This window comes from Leptolyngbya cf. ectocarpi LEGE 11479, from assembly GCF_015207065.1.
GTDB lineage: Bacteria > Cyanobacteriota > Cyanobacteriia > Phormidesmidales > Phormidesmidaceae > Leptothoe > Leptothoe ectocarpi.
Genome location: NZ_JADEXP010000551.1, coordinates 1 through 2,525, shown reverse-complemented (window position 1 = coordinate 2,525; position 2,525 = coordinate 1). Strand labels below are relative to the sequence as shown.

Here is a 2,525-nt window from a genome sequence, read left to right as displayed (position 1 = left end):
CCAATCTCCCACCCACCCCTCATACTTAAATATGCACACACTTCAAAAACTCGTATATGCCTACCCTCATCGTCGCCACCGGTAACCCCGGCAAACTCCAAGAAATGCAAGTCTACCTCACCCCCCTAGGCTGGAACCTGCAGCTAAAACCCAAAGAAATTGACGTAGACGAAACCGGCACCACATTCATCGAAAATGCCCACCTAAAAGCCAAAGAAGTTGCGATCGCAACCAATCAATGGGCCATCGCCGACGACTCCGGCCTCCAGATCGACGCCCTGGGCGGTGCCCCCGGCCTCTACTCCGCCCGCTACGGCAAAGACGACCCAGACCGCATAGCCCGAGTCCTGCAAGAGCTTAAAGACACCCCAAACCGCAGCGCCCAATTCGTCTGCGCCCTTGCGATCGCCCGTCCCGACGGCACCATCGCCCTCGACACCACAGGCATCTGCCCCGGCCAAATCCTTACCGCACCCAGAGGCACCCAAGGCTTTGGCTATGATCCCATTTTCTACGTCCCCAGCCAAGGCAAAACCTTTGCCGAAATGAGCCGCCCGCAAAAAGAAACCCACAGCCATCGCGGCATCGCCTTTGCCCAAATTATGGATAACCTAAAACAGCTGCAGCTAGATTAGTTGTGACCTTTTGAAACTTAGCTTTCTGGCTTCAATCAATAAGCAGTAACGGGCTTGCTAGAATCTAGCTATTGCTCAATCGCTACAATGACGGTTGCAAAAACGAAAAAGCTGAGCTTTGACGAATACTTAGCCTACTCCGATGGCAAGGAAAGCCGCTGGGAGTTAGTCAGTGGTGAAATAAAAAAATACCGCCCGAATCAAGGCTCAATTCGCGGATAGCTCTGTTTCTAGTCAGCCAGTTACTTAAGCTGTTGCCCTTTTCACTGATCTGCTGCAAAGATACCGAAATCCAAGTGAGCGGGCGGTACGTTGCTGAGAGTTAGCTCATATTTTGCATCAAGATCGGTAATGCAGCTTCAACCCACGCTGGGTTCGAAACCCACCGCTAATTGAGGGTTGTCCACGTATAGGGACAGTCTGGTTATAAGGCTCTATAACTGAGCTTTCAGCGATCTTTAACCCCTTTAGTGGGTTTTGAATCTATTAGCCCTGACACTTTGAGTGCAGGGCGGGTAGGAGCTTCCTCGCCAGCTGCAAAATATGAGTTAGCGGATTTTCAGCACCTTTCAACCACCACAGCAGCTAAAAAAGCTGCCCCCATGGGGGGGACAGCTAAAATGAGTAATTCGATAACTTTTTTGAATGAAAGTGACCTTATTCGCCTTCGCTCAACCAGGTTTGAATTTGACCTAGTGCAGCTTGGAAGATGTTAAACCCAGCCCAGCCAGCAGCTAGGGCAATGGGAGCAAGCACAGCTACAACCCGGAAATCAATGTCCATTACCGAACCTCCTGCGGAGAAAAACGTTTTAATAAATACTTAGACATAATATTCTCATAAACCAGGCGCGGTTTGAACATGAAACTACCTGAACTTGACTCTGACACCATCAACCGTGTGATCGAAATGGCCTGGGAGGACCGGACGCCATTTGAAGCCATTGAGCTGCAATATGGCCTCAAAGAAAAGCAGGTGATCGCCCTGATGCGTCGCGAAATGAAACGCTCCAGCTTTAGGATGTGGCGTCAGCGGGTGACCGGGCGCAAAACCAAACATCTCAAGCAGCGGGGTTTTGACAACGGACGCTTCCGTTCGCAAAATCAAAAAGGTTCATAAACTCAGTTTGATTTTTATACTTTATGCATAACCGACCGATTGCGGCCATTACCGGCGCTTCTAGCGGTATTGGAACAGCTATTGCCACGCGGCTGGCGGCTGATGGTTATAACCTTGCCCTGTGTGCCCGACGGCGTCAGCGCTTGGCTGAACTAGCCGATGTTTTATCTGTACAGCATGATGTGGAAGTGCTGACCCAGGCTGTGGACCTGCGGGATGAGCAGCAAATTTTAAGTTGGTTTGGCGCGATCGCAACCCGCTTCAACCGCCTTGACGTCCTAGTCAATAACGCCGGTCTCGGCTACAAAGAGTCCCTCACCAGCGGCAGTACGGAAAAATGGCGCGAAACCATGGATGTGAATGTAATCGCCCTGAGTATCTGCACCCGCGAAGCGGTCAAGCTCATGCGCGAGCTAAGGCAAGACCGGGGCCACATCGTCCACATTAGCTCCATGTCAGCCCATCGAGTACCCGGTAGCGGTATGTACTCGGCCTCTAAGTTTGCTGTGCGTGCCCTCACCGAAGGCCTACGCCAGGAACTACGGGCCGCTAACAGCGCTATTCGGATTTCATCCATCAGCCCTGGCTTTGTCGAAACTGAATTTGCCGAAAAATATTCCGGCAGCCGTGAGCAGGCCCGGCAGGTTTATAGTCAGTTTCCGGTGCTGCAACCCAATGACATTGCCAGTGCCGTTGGCTATGTTCTGAGCCAGCCTGACTATGTACAGGTGCATGACATTTTGCTGCGGCCTACTCAACAGGGTAGTTGAT

Annotated in this window: 5 protein-coding genes; 4 read left to right on the top strand and 1 reads right to left on the bottom strand. The window is 51.6% G+C overall.

Annotated elements, in window-relative coordinates; genetic code table 11:
* The first annotated feature begins 56 nt into the window (after window positions 1-56).
* Window positions 57-635, top strand: coding sequence for an RdgB/HAM1 family non-canonical purine NTP pyrophosphatase (rdgB, locus tag IQ260_RS29775; RefSeq protein WP_193996667.1), 579 nt, complete (start codon window positions 57-59; stop codon window positions 633-635).
* Between the two features lie 87 nt (window positions 636-722).
* Window positions 723-857, top strand: a complete 135-nt coding sequence (locus IQ260_RS31600; RefSeq protein ID WP_265579596.1) for a hypothetical protein — start codon at window positions 723-725, stop codon at window positions 855-857.
* Between the two features lie 435 nt (window positions 858-1,292).
* Here IQ260_RS31600 and IQ260_RS29770 read toward each other — a convergent pair whose 3' ends face one another.
* Window positions 1,293-1,418 carry a photosystem II protein Y gene (locus tag IQ260_RS29770; protein ID WP_193996666.1) on the bottom strand — a complete coding sequence of 42 codons (126 nt, stop codon included), beginning with the start codon at window positions 1,416-1,418 and terminating at the stop codon, window positions 1,293-1,295.
* 78 nt (window positions 1,419-1,496) lie between these two features.
* Between IQ260_RS29770 and IQ260_RS29765 the strand changes: the two genes are divergently transcribed.
* Complete coding sequence (locus IQ260_RS29765) at window positions 1,497-1,754, top strand: TIGR03643 family protein (protein ID WP_193996665.1); 258 nt, start codon at window positions 1,497-1,499, stop codon at window positions 1,752-1,754.
* Between the two features lie 23 nt (window positions 1,755-1,777).
* Entirely contained in the window at window positions 1,778-2,524 is a 747-nt protein-coding gene (locus tag IQ260_RS29760) for an SDR family NAD(P)-dependent oxidoreductase (protein ID WP_193996664.1), read from the top strand.
* Window position 2,525 lies beyond the last annotated feature (1 nt).